At 65.7% G+C, this 16,976-nt stretch carries 15 protein-coding genes and 1 pseudogene; 11 read left to right on the forward strand and 5 right to left on the reverse strand.

The genetic code is table 11. From position 1 onward, the window contains the following. The 4 genes and pseudogenes from ABZS43_RS31360 to ABZS43_RS31375 all read left to right on the forward strand — a co-directional run. A pseudogene (locus ABZS43_RS31360) lies at nucleotides 1-676 on the forward strand (hypothetical protein); the annotation flags it as partial. 54 nt (nucleotides 677-730) lie between these two features. Beyond that, nucleotides 731-1,810 (forward strand): glycosyltransferase, encoded by a 1,080-nt coding sequence (locus ABZS43_RS31365; protein WP_355039604.1) that lies wholly within the window; start codon nucleotides 731-733, stop codon nucleotides 1,808-1,810. 19 nt (nucleotides 1,811-1,829) lie between these two features. Next, the gene (locus ABZS43_RS31370) at nucleotides 1,830-3,497 is read left to right on the forward strand and encodes a hypothetical protein (protein WP_355039646.1); all 1,668 of its coding nucleotides are present in this window, start codon (nucleotides 1,830-1,832) and stop codon (nucleotides 3,495-3,497) included. 143 nt (nucleotides 3,498-3,640) lie between these two features. Beyond that, nucleotides 3,641-4,252 carry a GNAT family protein gene (locus ABZS43_RS31375; protein WP_355039605.1) on the forward strand — a complete coding sequence of 204 codons (612 nt, stop codon included), beginning with the start codon at nucleotides 3,641-3,643 and terminating at the stop codon, nucleotides 4,250-4,252. Nucleotides 4,253-4,615: 363 nt separating this feature from the next. On the opposite strand, the gene ABZS43_RS31380 is transcribed toward ABZS43_RS31375, so the two are convergent. Both ABZS43_RS31380 and ABZS43_RS31385 read right to left on the reverse strand, forming a co-directional pair. Further along, nucleotides 4,616-5,419 carry an SAM-dependent methyltransferase gene (locus ABZS43_RS31380; RefSeq protein WP_355039606.1) on the reverse strand — a complete coding sequence of 268 codons (804 nt, stop codon included), beginning with the start codon at nucleotides 5,417-5,419 and terminating at the stop codon, nucleotides 4,616-4,618. Between the two features lie 147 nt (nucleotides 5,420-5,566). Continuing rightward, nucleotides 5,567-5,764, reverse strand: a complete 198-nt coding sequence (locus ABZS43_RS31385) for a hypothetical protein (RefSeq protein WP_355039607.1) — start codon at nucleotides 5,762-5,764, stop codon at nucleotides 5,567-5,569. A gap of 223 nt (nucleotides 5,765-5,987) precedes the next feature. On the opposite strand from ABZS43_RS31385, the gene ABZS43_RS31390 reads away from it, so the two are divergent. From ABZS43_RS31390 to ABZS43_RS31400, 3 genes are all read left to right on the forward strand, one after another. Beyond that, on the forward strand, nucleotides 5,988-6,464 hold the full coding sequence (locus ABZS43_RS31390) for a DUF1772 domain-containing protein (RefSeq protein WP_355039608.1): 477 nt from the start codon (nucleotides 5,988-5,990) through the stop codon (nucleotides 6,462-6,464). 149 nt (nucleotides 6,465-6,613) lie between these two features. Continuing rightward, complete coding sequence (locus tag ABZS43_RS31395) at nucleotides 6,614-7,012, forward strand: PPOX class F420-dependent oxidoreductase (RefSeq protein ID WP_355039609.1); 399 nt, start codon at nucleotides 6,614-6,616, stop codon at nucleotides 7,010-7,012. Nucleotides 7,013-7,398: 386 nt separating this feature from the next. Further along, entirely contained in the window at nucleotides 7,399-7,815 is a 417-nt protein-coding gene (locus tag ABZS43_RS31400) for a hypothetical protein (RefSeq protein WP_355039610.1), read from the forward strand. Nucleotides 7,816-7,819: 4 nt separating this feature from the next. Here ABZS43_RS31400 and ABZS43_RS31405 read toward each other — a convergent pair whose 3' ends face one another. The 3 genes from ABZS43_RS31405 to ABZS43_RS31415 form a co-directional block, all read right to left on the reverse strand. Then, nucleotides 7,820-10,519, reverse strand: a complete 2,700-nt coding sequence (locus ABZS43_RS31405; RefSeq protein ID WP_355039611.1) for a branched-chain amino acid ABC transporter permease/ATP-binding protein — start codon at nucleotides 10,517-10,519, stop codon at nucleotides 7,820-7,822. 1 nt (nucleotide 10,520) lies between these two features. Further along, entirely contained in the window at nucleotides 10,521-11,243 is a 723-nt protein-coding gene (locus ABZS43_RS31410; RefSeq protein WP_355039612.1) for an ATP-binding cassette domain-containing protein, read from the reverse strand. 71 nt (nucleotides 11,244-11,314) lie between these two features. After that, nucleotides 11,315-12,505 (reverse strand): ABC transporter substrate-binding protein, encoded by a 1,191-nt coding sequence (locus tag ABZS43_RS31415; RefSeq protein WP_355039613.1) that lies wholly within the window; start codon nucleotides 12,503-12,505, stop codon nucleotides 11,315-11,317. Nucleotides 12,506-13,215: 710 nt separating this feature from the next. On the opposite strand from ABZS43_RS31415, the gene ABZS43_RS31420 reads away from it, so the two are divergent. The 4 genes from ABZS43_RS31420 to ABZS43_RS31435 are packed head-to-tail and all read left to right on the forward strand — an operon-like array spanning nucleotide 13,216 to nucleotide 16,970. Then, complete coding sequence (locus ABZS43_RS31420) at nucleotides 13,216-15,549, forward strand: nitrate- and nitrite sensing domain-containing protein (protein ID WP_355039614.1); 2,334 nt, start codon at nucleotides 13,216-13,218, stop codon at nucleotides 15,547-15,549. Continuing rightward, on the forward strand, nucleotides 15,546-15,983 hold the full coding sequence (locus tag ABZS43_RS31425; RefSeq protein ID WP_355039615.1) for a roadblock/LC7 domain-containing protein: 438 nt from the start codon (nucleotides 15,546-15,548) through the stop codon (nucleotides 15,981-15,983). Before ABZS43_RS31420 ends, ABZS43_RS31425 begins: the two co-directional genes overlap by 4 nt. Continuing rightward, nucleotides 15,980-16,360: a DUF742 domain-containing protein gene (locus ABZS43_RS31430; RefSeq protein WP_355039616.1), complete on the forward strand. Its 381-nt coding sequence runs from the start codon at nucleotides 15,980-15,982 to the stop codon at nucleotides 16,358-16,360. Before ABZS43_RS31425 ends, ABZS43_RS31430 begins: the two co-directional genes overlap by 4 nt. Beyond that, nucleotides 16,341-16,970, forward strand: coding sequence for an ATP/GTP-binding protein (locus tag ABZS43_RS31435; protein ID WP_355039617.1), 630 nt, complete (start codon nucleotides 16,341-16,343; stop codon nucleotides 16,968-16,970). Before ABZS43_RS31430 ends, ABZS43_RS31435 begins: the two co-directional genes overlap by 20 nt. Nucleotides 16,971-16,976: the final 6 nt, after the last annotated feature.

Raw genomic sequence — 16,976 nt, forward strand, 5'->3', positions numbered from 1 at the left:
CACCGGCGACGGCAACGGCAAAGGCAGCGGCAACGGCAACGGCAAAGGCAACGGCGGTTCAACAGGCTCCACATCACCCACCGGCGGCCCGAACGGAATCTCCGAACCGACCTCCTATCAATCGAATTCGAGTGGCGCCACCGATCCGTTCACCGGTGCCTCCGGACCGTTGTCGACGCTGGCCGACATGATGCGGCAGATGGGATCCGGGATGCCGACCGGCGCGTCCGGTCCGTGGAGCTCGGCGACTCCGTGGGACGCGTCCGGCCCGTGGAGCGGCGCGGGGTCGACCGGCCCGTTCGGATTCGACGTCGAGCCCGCGGGTGCCGAAGGCGGGGGCGGCGGAGGCGGGGGCGGGGTGGGCGCACCGGCCGCGACGTCGTTGCTGTCGGAACCCCTGAGCAGCAACCTGTTCCCGCGCGCAGGCGCGGCCGTCACCGGCACCTCACCGGGATCTACGACCGAGACCGCCGCCACCCGTGCGGGACTGGCGGACAGCTCCGGCGTGCCGATGAGCGGCATCCCGATGGGCGGCATGCCGATGAGCAATATGGGCGGCGCCCAGGCGGGCCAACAGAAGGAACGCAGTCGCGCGGCCTATCTCGACAGCACGGAACATCTGGACGAAGCCCTCGGCGAGGATCCGCTCTCGGTCCGGCCGATCATCGACCGCTGAGACGGCGACTGACCATGCCGCATCCGAATCCCCGAGCCGAACACGAGCCCTCCCATGCGTTTCCACATCGTCAACCTGCCCAACACCCAGACCACCAAGCACTATCAGCCGTGCGCCTACACCCAGAAGAACCGCCGATTCGCCGAGATGATGACCAATCGCGGCCACGAAGTCTTCCTGTACGGGGGCGAGGAGAACGACGCGGCCTGCACCGAATTCGTCACCATCGTCACGAAAGCCGAACAGGCCGAATGGTTCGGCGGCAACGACCTGTACAAAGAACTCAACAATCTCACCTGGAACCCGTACGACCCGCACTGGCTGATCTCGAACGCACGCGCGGTCACCGAGATCGCCAAACGCAAGCGGGACCGCGATTTCATCGGCGTGCTCGGCGGCGGCTGCCACAAACCGATCGCCGATACCTTCCCCGAGCTCATGACCGTGGAGTTCGGGGTCGGCTACAGCGGGGTATTCGCTGACTACCGCGTATTCGAAAGCTACGCGTGGATGCACGCCGTCTACGGCTCACACACCACGGTGCCCGGCGTCATGAACGCCCGCGGCCGGTTCTTCGACACCGTGATCCCGAACTACTACGAGGTGGAGGACTTTCCGTTCTCAGCCGAGAAGGACGATTACTTCCTGTTCATCGGCAGGATCGTCGAGGCGAAGGGCATCCAGGTCGCCATCGACACGTGCAAACGGCTGGGCGCGAAACTGGTCGTCGCGGGCGCTGGCGCGGTGCCAGCACCCGAGGTCGCCGAGTACGTCGGCGTGGTGGATCACGTGCGCCGCGGCGAACTGATGAGCCGCGCCCGCGGCGTTTTCGTGCCCTCGCTCTACCTCGAGCCCTTCGGCGGTGTACACGCCGAAGCGATGCTGTGCGGAACCCCGGTGATCACCACCGACTGGGGCGTTTTCACCGAGACCGTGCAGCAGGGCGTGCAGGGCTTTCGGTGCCGCGACCTGCGCGAGTTCTGCGACGCGGCGAACGCCGTCGACAAACTCGACTACCGCGCGATCCGCGAGTACGCGATCTCGAAATTCTCCACCGATGTCGTCGCGCCCCAATACGAGGAGTACTTCGAGCGTCTCCAAACCCTGTGGGGGGAAGGGTGGTACACCGTATGAAAGGGTCGTTTTGACGACGATGCTGCCGCATCCGCGCACCTGCCCGGACCACACGCCGCCGGAGCGCCCGGGCTCGCGGCGACGGAACCTGGTCATCCTGCGAGCGGGCGACGCCTCGCTGCACGAGAAGTGGCTCACCGGGCCCCAGCCCCGGACCTGGGATCTGGTCGTCAGTTACTTCGGCGACGATCCGCACCGATTCCGCGGCGACGACGTGACCAGGCTGGACCGCAAGGGGCCGAAATGGCCTGCGCTGCACCACGTTCTCACCGTCGACCTCGCCGAGGTCATCGACAACTACGACTATGTCTGGCTGCCCGACGACGATCTGTCCACCGACACCGCCACCATCAATGAACTGTTCGAATACAGCGCGCGATACCGCTTGTCGCTCGCGCAACCCGCGCTGACCGAGGACAGCTACTTCACCCACGAGATCACGCTGGTGGATCGCCGGTTCGAGCTGCGGTACACCAATTTCGTGGAGATCATGGCACCGTGCTTCAGCCGGGAGTTCCTGACCCGGTGCCTGCCGACCTTCGACAGAACGCAGACCGGCTGGGGCCTGGACTTCCACTGGCCGCGGTTCGCCCCGGACACCTCGGCGATCGCCATCATCGACGCGGTCACGGTCCGCCACACCCGCCCGGTGGGCGGACCCAATCTGACCGCGGCCAGGGCCACCGGGATCGACCCCACCCGGGAATACCGCGATTACCTGCTGAAGCACGGGATCAGCGACCTCTCGACGTGGGTGCATCGGGGTATCGGCGCGGCCCGCAGACCGCTGTCGGACGAACCGACCGCGCTCTGCGTCACCATCGACGCCCCACGCCCGGACCTGGCGGCGTGGTTCCACTACCACTCGCTACGGGCCGATCTGATCATCGCCTTCAGCGACGATCCCGCCGTCCGCGCGACAATAGGGGAACTGAGCCAGGAACAAGCCGTGCTGCTGTGCGCCAGGACCGCGACCGACTCGGGTGACCCCGTGGATCGGGAGGTCGCCGATATCGGAACGGCCGTCGCCCACGCCCGCGGCGCGGGGATGCGATGGCTGCTGCCGCTCGGTCCCGACGAGTTGTTCTACGACGACGGCAGACGTCGCTGGCAGATCGGCGGCGCCGGACAGGTGACCTTCATGGGCCACGAAGCCGTCCCGATGGACCACCCGGTGACCGATCCGTTCCACGCCTGCACCGTGTTCCGGGTCAGCGGACGTTCACCGTTCCTCGACACCCCGGCCACCCGAAGCGCCGTCCGGCTCGGCCCCGATGTCACACCGGCGGACCGGCACCGGTTCACCGGATTCTGCGGCGCGACCGGAACGGTCACTGCCCCGATGATCCTGCACTACCCGTATCCGAGTTTCGAGAGCTGGCTGGCACGCGCGACCCGAGTCGCCGAAACCGGGGGCACCGCGGCACGGCAGTTCGCCTACCACTCCCGAGAACTCCTCCAGGTGGCGGTCGCCCACAGTGACCTCGAAGGCGCGCGCGCGTGCTTCCAGGCCGCGATCCCCTCGGACGGCATGATCGACCGCATGGTCGCAACAGGCGAGTTGATCCGCGCGGAACCCCTGCGAACTCTCGCCCGCCCGACCCGCCACCCCATCGCCCCGGCCATGGCCCGCAGCCGACCATCAACGGACACCGCGCTACGGCGGAGGAACTCGATCCGCAGGTGAAGGCTCTCGCCAGGAACTGTCGGTGATCCACCTGCCGGCCTGGCAGCGTGGCGCGGAAACAGCCGCGGGTCGCTGAATATCTCGTGCCGCAGCGCCTGCCGAATTCAATTGCTATGCATGATGGTTCCTGCTGTTCTGTTGGCATGGCCTTCCGATATCCAGACGACGTTCCTGTCCTCGCCGACGGCATGGTCACGCTCCGCGCGCATCGACAGCAGGATCTCGACGCCATTGTCGAGCAGGGCCGTGACGTCGAGATGATTCGTTACACGACGGTTCCTCGTCCGTATGGCCGCGATGACGCCCGGGACTTCCTGCAGCGCACTGCCCGCGAGTGGGAGCAGGCCACACCGACCTCGCGCCGCGGATGGGCGATCACCAAGCCGCTACCGGAGGGAGGGACGCGATTCTGCGGCACTGTCGACTACCGGCCGACTGGGGTGGGCACGGCGATGATCGGGTTCGGACTGCATCCGGCCGCGCGAGGTGAGGGCCTCATGGGTCGAGCGGTGAGCCTGGTCCTCGACCATGCCTTCGCTCATGACATCGAGGTCATGCACTGGCAGGCCGTTGTGGGCAATTGGGCCAGTCGCAAGACGGTGTGGCGGCTGGGTTTCCGACTGGAGGGCACGGTCCGGAAACTGCTCGTTCAACCCGGAAGTGCGCAAGACGGGTGGATCGCCTCGCTGCACCGCGACGACCCTCGCCGCCCGTGTGAACCTTGGCCGACCGAATGCCCGAACACCGCCCGATAGGCGAGGGCGACCGTGACAACTTCTCCCTACCGTGATCGCGTAACAGGTTCGACAGCAACCCGGTAGCCCCAATCCTGACCTCCGATTCGGGCTCGGTCTTCTCGGTGGTTACCGGCCGCGCCTTCTGTGCGGCGGTGCGTCCGCAGATCCCGGTGTGGGCGCGGTATTCGAAAGCCGCTTGCGCGCCCGCGCGGTTCGGGCCGGGGCTGTCGGGTTCCGCCACGTGAGGTCGCGGCGGTCGTGTGCCGGGTGGAAGCTGGAGGGGCCCGGCGCCCGATCGCGTGCCTGCTTCCTAGGTTTCGACGGTGCACGCACTCGCGCTTTTCAACGACTACGTCGCGCCACCCGCCAGTTCGACCGGGGTCAGGGTTTGCGACCGACGGCAGCGTAGCCCGGCAGTTTGTCGTCATAGGACTGCGGTGGCTCGATTCCGCCCGGCCGCCAGCGGTGGATCGGCACGATGCCGGGATCGATCATCTCCAGGTCTTCGAAGAAACGGCCGACCGAGGCCTTGTCGCGCGGTTCGATACCGATCCCACCCTGCTGGTAGACGTTGACCGTGTTCGCGACGCCCTCCGGGTCGAAGTCGGCGGTGAAGTGAGTCATCACCAGGCAGGACCCGGGTGCGAGCGGCTCGAGCAAGGTGGCGATCACATCGTAGATCCGCTCGCCGGTCACGAAGTGCGCCAACGCGATCACGCTGAGCGCGACCGGCTGCGAGAGATCGAGCGCGTCACGCAGTTGCGCGGCGTCGAGGATCGAGTCGGGCTCGGTGATGTCGGCGTGCAGGTACTCGGTCCGCCCCTCGGGCGTGCCCACCAGCAGCGCCCTGGCATGAGCCAGCACGATCGGGTCGTTGTCGGCGTACACCACGCGCGCCTCCGGCGCGATCTCCTGAGCGACCTGATGCAGATTCGGCGCGGTCGGGATTCCGGTCCCGATGTCCAGGAACTGCCGGATGCCCTGATCGGCGAGGAACCCGATCGCGCGGTGCATGAACTCCCGGTTGGTCCTGGCCAGCAACCGCACGTTGGGTATGGCCCGTTCGATCTGCTCGGCGGCCTCACGATCGGCGTCGTACCAATCCTTCCCGCCCAGGAAGTAGTCGTAGATCCGAGCCGAATGCGGCTGGTCTTGGCGCAGATCCACGGTGATGCCGTCCGGCACGCTCACTCCTCGGTGTGAAAAACTCGCTGCGCCTGAAGATTACCGCAGCGCGTGATGTAGCCGTTAGTCTCGTTGTCGCTGTTTCGCCGCTCGGGACACCGCCGCTACGTCTTGCGTCTGCCAGAGCAGGAGGCGTGGCCCTTACCGTCACTGCGGCGTCTGCCCCCGACGTCGCACCGAGTTCGCGGTCCGCGCCCTGATCGAGCGGTGCGACTTCTTCTGCTTGCCGATCGGCACCAGGAAGAGAAGAGCTATCAACGCCCCACCGGCACCGATGATGGTCCAGCCGACCGCCTTGTCCTGGTTGCCTGCGGCAAAAACCCGCAACGGCACGACAACGAACAACGGCCTGCCCCCATCTACTGCGAATCTCGAAGACTCTGCCACAGCACAGATCTCGGCCGATTCACCGGTCGGTCGGCCATACCCCTCGACGTGTGCAGCTTGCCGATCCGAGCGCGATCCACGGCGGCGATCCGAAATCTAGCAACGCTAGACAAGCTAGCCAACGAGTGTTACCGTTGCTCTAGTTGCTAGCATTGCTAGAATCCAGGAAGGGAAGCCCGAAATGCTGATTATCACCGGCCAGATCGTCGCCACCGCCGCCGTTCTCGCCAATGCCGTCGTCTATGGCACCGACGTCTGCGGGGCCGTGATCACCCGGTCGGTGTACCGCAAACTCGATGACGCGACCGTCACCATCAGTGCGGGATGGGGCCACTACTACGGCGACAGGCGCATGCCGGTTGTCGGTGCGGGCGGTGTGGTCACCGCGGTGCTCACACTGCTGATCGCGCTGTTGGCCGGGCAGATCGGCGCCGCTGTCGCGGCGGGGATCACGGTGGCGGCACTGCTCACCTGGCTCGCCTTCTACGTCCGCATCGCCAAGCCGATCAATGCCCAGCAGACCGCCGCTGCGCAGAGCGGCATCATTCCGGCCAATGCCCGTGCGTTGCAGGACAAGTGGGACAGCATTCTGAAGTACCGGGTCACCCTGCAATTCATTGCCATCGCCGGACTGTGCGCCGCGCTGATTCTGTTCTGATCTCAGAGCACGGGGTAGGCGGTGCCGCCGAACCGCCGACGCAAGACGCCCGGGACGCGGCAGGCAACAGCGTGCGTTTGCCGCACCCAACAACTTCCGGCCGATCGCCGGGGCACACCTGATATCGAATTCACCGAGGAGTAACCGACATGACCTTCACCGCCAATGAACAGCAGTTCCTCGCCGAGGCCGGGATCGGCCGGCTGGCCACGGTGTCGCCCGACGGCGTTGTGCAGAACAACCCGACCAGCTATCGGGTGAACGCCGACGGCACGATCGACATCGGGGGCATGCGGATGCGTTCCAGTCGAAAGTACCGCAATGTCGAGGCGGGCAGCCGGGTGTCGTTCGTCATCGACCAACAGGTTTCATTGGAGCCATACGTGATTCGCGGCATCGAGGTACGCGGCACGGCCGAGGCGCTCGATGACGAGGAGCCACCGTTCCAACCCCAGGAACGCGCGGTCATCCGAATTCACCCCGAACGGGTCATCTCCTGGGGCATCGACGGCGGATCCTTCGACTTCACCAGTCGCGGCGCCGAGTGAGGACCGGATTCAGGACTAGCCGATGAACATCGAGTCCGGTCCGTTCGCGAGGCCATCGGACTGTCGACCCGATGTCTTGTAACAACGCCCGGGCACTTCTCGACAGTGAACATGAGCGTTCGCGAACCTGTCGCGGGGAACCCACAGCCACCTGAATGACCATGCTCCGTGGCGCGCCAGTCTGTTTCGGGCATGAAAGGAGAGATCCGACGTAACTGGACCGTTCGTCACGAACACTCCGGCTGATATCCGCTCCGAACGCCCGCGAGGCAGCGGTCGCGAGGGTTGCCGAATCACCTTCAGCGGACCACAAGCGTCCGATAAGCGTTGCACGACAATCTATTTGAAGATCGATACCGGACACGACACCGAACAACGGAGGCATCATGACCGCCTTTCTCATCACCCTGCGCAAAGCGGCTGTCGCCGTGGCAGCGATCGCGGCGGCGTTCTTCCTCGTCACCGCCGGCGCGGGCGCGGCGAACGCCAGCGGGGTCTACGCGGAGATCACGTTCGCGCCCGGCACCGACCACGGCACCGTGGATGGCTACATCAACCGCGGGTACAGCGACATCTGGACGCTCGAGGCCCGTGCGGGGCAACAGATGACCATCGAGCTCATCTCGCACTACACCTCCGCGTCCGGCACCGCCCTCGTCGCGCTCACCGCCCCCGACGGCCAGCTATACCCCACCGACACCACCGTGAGCCAGTTCCAGCTTCCGGCCACGGGCAGGTACAACCTGACCATCACGTCGGTGCAGAATGACGCCTCCTACACGATGAACGTCCGCATAGTCTGAACTGTCACGGCACCGCTTCGACGAGGCTCTCACCCAGATACGCGCGACGCACAGCATCGCTTTCCCGGATGTCGGCGGGTGTGCCTTCGGCGATCACGCGTCCGAAATCCAGGACGACGACGCGGTCGCTGTTATCGAGCACCAGTCCGACGTCGTGCTCGATCAACAGCACACCGATTCCCCAGTCGTCGGCCAAACGTCGGATGAGGCGGCCCAATTCGGCGCTTTCGTATTCGTCGAGCCCCGCCGCGGGTTCATCGAGCAGCAGCACCGACGGTCGCGCCGCGATGGCTCGCGCGATCGCGACCAATCTGCGGCGCGCGTAGGACAATTCCTGCGGACGCTTGTGCAGCACGTCGCCGAGTTGGAGTTCCTCGACCGCGGCGGAAACGGTGTCGGTGATCCGCGGGGTTCCCGCATGGATCAATCCGGTGAGATATGCCGCGAGATCTTGTTTCTCCGAGGAGGCGAGGAGATTCTCGCGCACCGTGAGATCGTCGAACAGCTCGAGCGACTGGAACGAGCGGACCAGGCCGGCGCGGGCTCGACGGTGCGGAGGCCACGCCGTGACATCTCGACCGTCGAGCACGATCGCGCCCGCCCCCGGGCGGTTGTAGCCGGTGATGACATCGATGAGCGTCGTCTTCCCCGCACCGTTGGGGCCCAGTACCCCGACGACCTGTCCGGGTGCGATCGTCACACCGACCTCCGCCAGCGCGGTGAAGGCACCGAAAGTCTGGGTCACACCACGGACTTCCAGTGATTTGGGCGCCACGCGCGAACGCGGACCCGACACGATCGTGGACGCTTCGTCGCCCGTCCACCGCGACCGGAAACGGCGCAGCGGTTCCATCAGCTGGTCGACGACTCCGTTCTGGTTCGCGATCAGCGTGATCACCAGCACGATCCCGGTGACCAGCGGGACGTACTTCACGAACCCCTCGTCGGCCGATGTCGCGGCGGAGGAGGTGTCGAACAGCAGGACCGCGACTCCTCCCGGAACCAGCATCGAACCGACGAGCGGACCACCGATGTATCCGATGCCGCCGATCACCGTGATGACGAGCACCGTGATCGACATGTCCGGGATGAACAGCTGCTGATACAAAACGGTGGGATAGCTGAAGCCGAACAGCACACCGCCCACACCCGCGATACCGGCCGACAGCACGAATGCGTATAGCTTGTTCTGGAATACGCTCACCCCGATCGCCGCGGCGGCACGCTCATTGGTGCGAACGGCGAGTAGCCGCCGCCCGACTCGTCCGCGTCTGATCGTCGCGACCACCGTCGCGAGAACAAGGAACCAGGCCGCGCACAACAGGCTGTAGTTGTCCGCGTGCGTGATCGGGTCGACGTCGACGCCGAGGAAACGCAAGGAGGAGATCTTCGTCTGGAACTCGCCGCCGGTGTAATCGCTGTTGCTGAACAGGATCTGGTGCAGTGCGAACCCGAGGCCGAAGGTCACCACCGCGAGGTTCACCCCTCGGGTGCGCAACGCGGGCAGACCGAAGAGCAGCCCGAGGAGCATCGCGCCGACCACACCGGCGAGGAGGGCGAACTCGAACGGCCAGCCTCGGGCGGCGGCCACGCGCCCTGCGACGTATGCTCCGGCGCCGCCCAGCGCGAATTGCGCGAGGGACAGTTGTCCTGCGTAGCCGGTGAGCACCACCGTCGAGAGTCCGATGATGGCGAAGCAGAGCGAGACGATCAGGGCCGGGTACCAATCGCTCGGAGTCGCGTAGCGCAACAGCACGACGGCCGCCACCGCGAGCGGAACAACGATCGCGGGATGCGCGCGTCCGGTCCCGACCCGTGGCAGGCGGTCGGCGGCCGTACCACGGACGGGCAGCCCCTTACCTCGCACGACCAGGACGATGACGATGACCAGAAACGGGACGGCGTCGGCGACGCCGGTCTGGTCGACATACCGAGTGGTGAGCGCTTGGACGATACCGATCGCCAAGCCACCGGCGAGAGCGAGGTAGTACGAACGGAATTGCGCGAGTAGCGCGGTCGCCAGCGCGCCGACGATCAGAACGCTCATCTGGGCTATCGAGATGAACCCCGTCGAGGTCGCCGGGAACAGGGCGCCAGCCAGCCCGGCCAGCGCGCCACCCGATCCCCAGGTCAGCGCGGCGAGCAGATTCGGCGACCATCCCAGGGCCGAGGCGGCGCGAGAATTCTCGGCCGAGGCGGTGAGTGCGTTGCCGATTCGGGTTCGGAAGGTGGCGATGGACAACGTCACCACCACCGCGACCGCGATGGCGACCAGGTAGAAGTTCTGCTTTCCGACAACAACGTCCGACGCGAGACGCACCGGTTCGGACGGCACCGGCAGCGGGACAGTTCGTTGTTCGGCACCGTATTCGAGGAGCACGCCCTGGATCAGAATGGTGAGCACTCCGAGTGTCGCGATCACGCGAGCCAACGGGCTCGCCGTACGCAACGGCCGCATGACCAGCACCTGAACGAGCAGTCCCGCCGCTGCGGTACCGACCACCGCCGCGCCCAGCGCGACCGGCAAGGAGAGCTCGTGCTCGGTGCGCAAGTCCATCACGATGAAGGCCCCGAGCAGGGCGAATCCGCCGTGGGCGAAGTTGATGACGCCCGATCCACGGTAGATCAGCACGAGTCCCGCGGCCAGCAGGACATTGATCGCCCCGGTTCCGAGACCGATGAGAGCGAAGGTCAGTACATCCATGTCAGGCCTCCCCTGAGATGTAATGGGTGGCGATGTCATCGGCTCGGGCCCGCAGGTCGGTGCCGGATCCCGACATCACGACGCGACCGCGGTGCAGGACGTAGCCGCGGTCGGCGATCCCGAGTGCCTGGTGAACATGCTGTTCGACGAGCACGACGGCGGTGCCGTTGTCAGCGGCCGACCGCAGGACCGACAGCAGCCTGTGCACGACGATCGGCGCCAAACCCAATGAGAGTTCGTCGGCAAGGATCAGTCGGGGGTCGGCGGCCAGGATCCGGCCCAGGGCGAGCATCTGCTGTTGGCCGCCGGAGAGCAGCCCGGTTCGTTTGGCGAGATGCGGCTCGAGTTCGGGGAAGAACTCGATCGCGCGTTCCGGTGCGCCGCGTCCGAGTCGTAGGTTCTCCCATCCGGTCAGTTCCATGAACACGCACCGCCCCTCGGTCAGGTATCCCAGACCGTGTCGCGCCCGGTAGTCGAGGCGGCGGCGGGCGCGCAGGCCGAGTACCTCCACCGATCCACCCATCGGCGCGAGCTCACCGGCGAGAGTGAGCAGGGTGGTCGACTTGCCTGCTCCGTTCGCGCCGAGAAGAGCGACGACCTCGCCCGCGTCGACGGTCAGGTCGATATCTTGTACTGCCGGTGTTCCGGCGTACCCGGAGGTGAGACCGATCGCGCGAACCACGGGTTCGCCGATGGGGCCCGCCGGTGCGGACGTGGCACTCATCTGGTGTCTTCCTTGCAGAACGGTCGGGTGCGCGCTGTGCCGCACCGATTGTCGTTGCGGCACAGCATCTATCAGCCCGCGAACAGCGCGGTGAGATTCTCGAAGCCGCCGTCCCGGACGACCGTGCCGCCCTCGGCCTTCACGAACGTGATATTCGGGTTGAAGACACGATTGAGACCGGGAACCGGGAATTCCTTGGTGAAATCGATCGGCGCCGTGACCCCGCCCGCCTTCGCGTTGCTCGTCTTGTCGAGCGCCGCGATGACCGACGCCGCCGAGATGTCGGTGACGCCGCCGAGCGCCTCGACCAACACCTGGTAGGAGGCCCAGGTGTTCTGGTTGTACGGGTAGGTCCAGTCGACCTTCGTCGAGGCGGCTTCGGCCGCGTCCCACGCGGATTCGGTCGCCACCACGAAGTTGACCGCGGATGTGGCGCCTTGGAGCGCGTCCCGCGCACCGCTGAGCACCTGATCGTTGAGTGCGCCCTGAAGCGCGTAGTACCTGGTCTTCTCGCCGAGCGTCCGTCCGGCGGACGCGAGCGCGACCACCTGGTCGTTGGGGAGGCCGACGATGGCGCAATCGGAATTGCCCGCCGACTTGGCGACGCTGCTGAAATCGGTGGTGGTCGTGGGAACCTTGATGTGGCTTGCCTGCTGCCCCTTCGCGCCCGCGATGCCGAGATTGATCAACTGTGCGGCTTTCTCCGCGGTCGGCACGTCGTACAACACCATCGAGGTCGAAGCACAGCCGTCTCGTGCGGCGCGAGCACCGATGCCGGCGAAGGCCGCCGCGCCCGAAACGAGCGGGTACGACACCTTGCTGGAGAGTTCTTCGGCCGAGAAAGCGGGGGCGCCGATCCACGGGATTCCCGCCTTCTCCAGGATCGGGACGATGGTGCCGCCGTTGGTGGTGAATCCACCCAGTACGGCGACAGCATGGGCCTCGACCGCGCGGCGAGCGCAGTCACCGGCCTGGTTGGCGTTGTTCCCGTCGTTGCACGCGATGAGTTTCACTTCGTGGCCACCGAGTCCGCCTGCGGCATTGATGGTTTCGACGGCGGCCTCCGCGGCGGTGATGACCTCGGGTGTGTTGATCGCCGCGGACTTGACCGGTGCGAGGGTCATGACCGTCACGGGGTCGCCGGTGAAATTGTTCGCGGCGCCGGTGTTTCCGTCGTCGGAGTTGCTGCCGCACGCGGCCAGTGCGAGCAGCAGGGTCGTTCCGACTGCGGCATTTCGCAGTCTGGATGTGGTCGAGGGCATGTGTGTCCAACTCCTGTCACGCGTAGCGGAACGTCACTGAAGTGATCTGAACCACTTTCCGATCGAATGGAGTCAGCCTAAGGTCCATAGACAGCAAACCACAAGCCTTTAGATAAAAAGACCGGGAAAATATGGTTCAACTGGTAATATATGGCCTCGCATAAGTCATCACAGATGACTCGAATCACGCATCTCGCGGATATGAACCCGCCGGGGGCGGCGGCGCGCATCGCGACATCCGAGAATCAATAGCTGTCAGCTATGTCTCGGATCCTCGGCGATCACAGGCGCTACCGCCAGGTTCGGATCGGACGGACGGACGGACGGACGATGGCAGGGTCGCACATGTTGACAGCGTGGCCGGATGCCATTACGGTCCCTCCCACAGATTAATCTAATGATCGAAGTTTATGACAGACCACGTTGCCTCGACTGATTCATGAATAGTGCTGCACAGCAATGCATTCTGTGAACGGGGCCGATCGCCGGGACGCCTCCTTGATCCGATATTCACCGAAGAACTCGACGGCACTCACGAACACACCGCAGGTTGTCTTCCCCGGCTGTGTTTCGCGATTCGCGCCGTCGCCGACCCGCTCTGTTCGACACCGCGCACCCGGGTCTCGGAAACAGGCAGAGCAGGAGACCGGCTCGTGCCGTCTCACATAGGACCACCGACCGATACCGGCGATCGGTGGCGCGTCCCGCGAGTGAAAAGCATTCGGTCACGCGTACTCGCCATCGCGCTGGTTCCCTGTGTCGCGCTGCTCGGCTCGGGAACGATCGCGGTCCTGATTCTGTCGAATGACGCCAGAACGACGAACAAATGGTCTGCCTACCTCGATGAACAAGTCGACCCACTGGCCACCTTCGTCACCGCTGTCCAGGAGGAACGACTGCAGAGTCTGTTCGCGATGAACGGTGACCCGCAGGCGATCTCCGGATTGGCTGCCCATCGGAACCGGACAGATGCCACTCTCGCCGCACTCGGGCGGATGGGCGGGGCGATGCAGCAGCTCAACCCGAAAGCTGTCGCACGATCGACCCCCGCCTTCATCGAGTTGGCCGCCAGGACACCGGTGATCAGGCAAGCAGTGGATATCGGCCAGGCCGATATCCGGGCGGTGGACGATTTCTATCGGGCACTCGCGGGCACCGTCGGCCCCGGACTCGAAGACCTGGCGCGTTACACACCCGATCCCTTGACCGCGGCCGAGGAGATGACCGCGGGGAATCTGGTCGAAGCGGCCGAACTCCACTCCCGCGGTGCGGCTATCGCGGCGGCCGCTACCGCGACCGGAGCACCGCTTCGTCTCGATGAACAGCGCATCGTCACAGAACTCGTCGGCGCGTATCGACACCAACTGAACGGGATGACGGGACGCCTGACCGACAACGGTCGAAAGCGACTGACACAACTGATCGAAAGCACTGAATGGCGCACCGCGACAACAGCGGAGGACGTGCTCGCCGAACGCGGCGTTCTTCCCGTCCCGCACGCCGAGTGGCTCGCCGCCGAGCGCGCGATCGATGCCGAACTCGTCGGCCTGTTCCGCGATCACGCGCTCCATGCGAACACTTTGGCCACCGCCGCCGCCGAACGCTCGCTGGCGCGGTCGATCTGGGCGGGCATCGGGGTGGCGGTCACCGCGATCGGCGCCTTCGTCCTCGCGTTGCTGATGGCCAACCGCCTGGTCGGTCGCCTGCGTTCGCTGCGCTCGCGGACGCTGGAACTGGCGAACGAGACCTTGCCGTCGATCATCGAACGCCTGCACGACGGCCAAGCCGTCGACGTGGAGGCCGAAACCATGATCCTCGACCGGGGCTCCGACGAAATCGGCCAGGTGGCAGCGGCATTCGGCACCGCCCAACGCGCCGCGATGACCGCCGCCGCCTCCGAAGCCCGAACACGCGAGGGATTCAACAAAGTCTTCCTCGACATCGCCCACCGCAGCCAGGTCATCGTCCGACGCCAACTCGACGTCCTCGACATCGCCGAAGCCAAACAGGACGACCCCGAACACCTCGAACTACTCTTCCAACTCGACCATCTCGCCACCCGCGCCCGACGCAACGCCGAGAACCTGCTCATCCTCGGCGGCGGCCAACCCGGACGCCGCTGGCGAGACCCCGTCGCACTCGAACAGATCGTCCGCAGCGCCGTCTCGGAAACCCACGACCTCACCCGAGTCAACGCCATCCGCCTGCCACACGCCCACGTACTCGGCAACGTCGTCGCCGACCTCATCCACCTCCTCGCCGAACTGATCGACAACGCCACGCTGTTCTCGCCACCACAGTCCCTGGTATCCATCCACGGCAACGTCGTCGGCCGCGGCGTCGTGATCGAAGTCGAGGACCAGGGACTCGGCATCCGATTCGACGAACGAGAACGACTCAACAACCTGCTCCACGAGCCGCAGGACTTCCAAGAACTGGCCCTGGCCGGACAGCGTCACCTCGGTCTCTTCGTGGTCAGCAGACTGGCGAAACGACACACGATCGCGGTCAACCTGCAGGAATCGGCCTACGGCGGTGTCAAAGCCATCGTCTTGATCCCGACCGCGCTACTCGAACTCGACGCCGACCGGGCCGAGGCCGATCCTGTCGCGGTGCCACCGACACCCCCAGGACACACGCTCGAGGCGGCAATGCGAAGGCCCACCGAACAGGTTCCCCGGCTGTCCGGACACGACCGGTCTCCCCTGCCCCCGTGGCCGCACGACGAATCGGACGACCGGCTCACCAGCGGGCGTCGACCGACGAGTTCCCCCGCTGGGCAGTCGAGGCCGCAGCGGGAGATCACCGGGCGCACGAGCGCTCGTCAGCGGGCTCCGCTTCCACAGCGGCACAAGCAGACCCACCTCGCGCCGGAGCTCCGAGCCGACGAACACTCGCCCGAGATCGGGCAGCGATCCCCCGACCGATCGCGGTCGGCCGGAGAAATCCGACGGTCGATGGAGTCCTTCCAGAAGGGCACACGCCAAGCACGTACGTCCGACCCGAACCTCACCCGACGAGCAATGGACGGCCCCTATACATGAACAACGAAGCGGCAACCCAGGCCCGCGATACCCTCGACTGGCTGCTCGACGGCTTGGTCGACCGCACACCGGGGTCCGAGCAAGCCATGGTCCTGTCCGCCGACGGCCTGCCACTCGCACGTTCACGCACACTGCGCCGCGAGGACGCCGAGCATCTGGCCGCCATGGCGTCCGCCCTGCACAGCCTGGCCCGCGGGGTCGGCAGCAGATTCGACAAAGGGTCCCTGCGACAGACCGTCGTCGAACTCGCCGAAGGCTACCTGGTGGTGACCGAGGCGGGGCAAGGCACCTGTCTGGCAATGCTGGCCGCCATCGAGGCCGATCTGGGCCTGATCGCCTACGAGATGAATGTCATCGTCGGGCAGGTCCGTGATCAGCTCGCCGCTGTGCCCCGCACACCGTCTGGCACGCTGCGCGTACCCCTGAAACCGTGAATTTCGGCGGCGAGCAGAACTGGGAGTTCGGCGACGACCCGGGACCACTGGTCCGACCGTTCGCCGTCACCCGGGGCCGGGCAGGACGTGACCTGCACAAACTCGACATACTCACCCTCGTCGTCGCGGTTCGCTCCGAGCACGAGGCGGCCACACTCGATCGGGAATACGCCGAGATCGTTCGATTGTGTCAGCGCAGGCCGCTATCGATCGCCGAACTCGCCGCCCACCTGAATCTCCTACTCGCAGCGGTCAAAGTCCTTGTCAGCGACCTGATCCAGTCCGGGCACGTCATCTTCCGATCCCCGGCGCCACTCGCGGGCGGCGCCGATCCGACACTCCTGCAGGCGGTGCTCGATGGTATTCGCAGAATCTGATTTCGCCGACCCCTCCGACATCGGCTCGGTCGAGGCCGTGAAACTGCTCATCGCGGGTGGGTTCGGCGTCGGAAAGACCACTCTGGTCACCACAGTCAGCGAGATAGCACCGCTACGCACTGAGGAACGTCTATCCGCCCTCGGTGCGGCCGTCGACGATCTGACCGGGGTCGAGACCAAGACCACGACCACCGTCGCCCTCGATTTCGGCCGGATCACCCTGAGCCCGCACCTGGTGCTCTACCTGTTCGGAACGCCGGGGCAGGACCGGTTCTGGTTCATGTGGAAGGAATTGTCCATCGGCGCTCTCGGCGCGGTCGTCATCGCCGATACTCGACGCCTGGACGACAGCTTCGCCGCGGTCGACTACTTCGAATCACGCGGGATTCCCTTCATCGTCGCGGTCAACTGTTTCGATGACGCCGACATCTACGACGAGGACGAGATCCGCCGCGCACTCGACCTGTCGGACGATATCTCGATCCGGCTCTGTGATGTGCGCGATCGAGAGTCGGCCAAACAGGTCCTCATCCTGCTCATCGAACACCTCATGACCACCGTCGGCGCCACACCGGCGCCCGGTCGGTCGCGCCCGAATACCGCCCGCTGAGGCCGT

This window comes from Nocardia sp. NPDC005366, from assembly GCF_040606855.1.
In the GTDB taxonomy this organism is placed as follows: Bacteria; Actinomycetota; Actinomycetes; order Mycobacteriales; family Mycobacteriaceae; genus Nocardia.

Bases quoted from the DNA above. Each gene is read 5' to 3' on its own strand.
- ABZS43_RS31365 (WP_355039604.1), top strand. From the start codon at position 731: ATGCGTTTCCACATCGTCAACCTGCCCAACACCCAGACCACCAAGCAC.
- ABZS43_RS31370 (WP_355039646.1), top strand. From the start codon at position 1,830: ATGCTGCCGCATCCGCGCACCTGCCCGGACCACACGCCGCCGGAGCGC.
- ABZS43_RS31375 (WP_355039605.1), top strand. From the start codon at position 3,641: ATGGCCTTCCGATATCCAGACGACGTTCCTGTCCTCGCCGACGGCATG.
- ABZS43_RS31390 (WP_355039608.1), top strand. From the start codon at position 5,988: ATGCTGATTATCACCGGCCAGATCGTCGCCACCGCCGCCGTTCTCGCC.
- ABZS43_RS31395 (WP_355039609.1), top strand. From the start codon at position 6,614: ATGACCTTCACCGCCAATGAACAGCAGTTCCTCGCCGAGGCCGGGATC.
- ABZS43_RS31400 (WP_355039610.1), top strand. From the start codon at position 7,399: ATGACCGCCTTTCTCATCACCCTGCGCAAAGCGGCTGTCGCCGTGGCA.
- ABZS43_RS31405 (WP_355039611.1), bottom strand. From the start codon at position 10,519: ATGGATGTACTGACCTTCGCTCTCATCGGTCTCGGAACCGGGGCGATC.
- ABZS43_RS31410 (WP_355039612.1), bottom strand. From the start codon at position 11,243: ATGAGTGCCACGTCCGCACCGGCGGGCCCCATCGGCGAACCCGTGGTT.
- ABZS43_RS31415 (WP_355039613.1), bottom strand. From the start codon at position 12,505: ATGCCCTCGACCACATCCAGACTGCGAAATGCCGCAGTCGGAACGACC.
- ABZS43_RS31425 (WP_355039615.1), top strand. From the start codon at position 15,546: ATGAACAACGAAGCGGCAACCCAGGCCCGCGATACCCTCGACTGGCTG.
- ABZS43_RS31435 (WP_355039617.1), top strand. From the start codon at position 16,341: ATGGTATTCGCAGAATCTGATTTCGCCGACCCCTCCGACATCGGCTCG.